Source organism: Rhizobium deserti (genome assembly GCF_004358025.1).
GTDB classification, from domain to species: Bacteria; Pseudomonadota; Alphaproteobacteria; order Rhizobiales; family Rhizobiaceae; genus Neorhizobium; species Neorhizobium deserti.
This window is the reverse complement of record NZ_SMTL01000024.1, coordinates 1-711: the sequence shown is the minus strand read 5'-3', so window position 1 is coordinate 711 and position 711 is coordinate 1. Positions and strand designations below refer to the sequence as shown.

The window sequence follows — 711 nt, the reverse complement described above, 5'->3', positions numbered from 1 at the left end:
GTGTCGGAGCGGCCATTTCCGCTAATGGTGACCTCCCGCGCAGCTTCTTTCAGCAAGGCCTCCTGCAATGGGGTCAGCTTGTCCCGGCTATCGTTTCCATCATTACCCGCGCCGCCGCGTCGGCCTCTATACTTTCTGCCAGCCATTATGCCGCTCCCTTCATGAGTTTGGTGTTTGTCGCGGTGGCCGCATCATCCTCTTGGCGACCGTTGACGCTGTCGCTCAACCGTTCGCCGCTGATCTGCTGGAATGTCGATCCATTCCCCTCCAGCCGAGCAGGCTCACCCGTCACGCGCTCGAAACGGCGGATGATGGTATCGCAGTAAAGAGGATCGAGTTCGAGCAGCCTGGCCGCGCGGCCACATTGCTCGGCCGCGATCAATGTCGAACCAGAACCGCCAAAAACGTCGAGCACAGTATCGCCGCGCTTGGAGCAATCCCGGATCGCGTCCGCGATCAAGGCCACCGGCTTGACGGTGGGATGCATGGCGAGCTCTTCGTCTCGCGCCGCCCCCAGCGAACTGATGCCGGGGTAGTCCCAGACATTGGTGCGATAGCGCCCGGTATCCCCAAGCCCAAAATTGTTGATGTGCGGAGCGCTACCTTTCTTGAAGACAAAGACCAGCTCATGCTTGGACCGATAGAACGACCCCATGCCGCCATTGGTCTTGTTCCAGACGCACAGGTTCTTGAACTCAGAGAACACTGTGC

1 protein-coding gene is annotated in these 711 nt (G+C 59.6%); it reads right to left on the bottom strand.

Annotated features, from left to right (window positions below):
- Positions 1–145: 145 nt before the first annotated feature.
- Positions 146–711, bottom strand: a 566-nt coding sequence (locus E2F50_RS22825) for a DNA-methyltransferase (RefSeq protein WP_133318483.1), incomplete at its 5' end; no start/stop codon positions are given.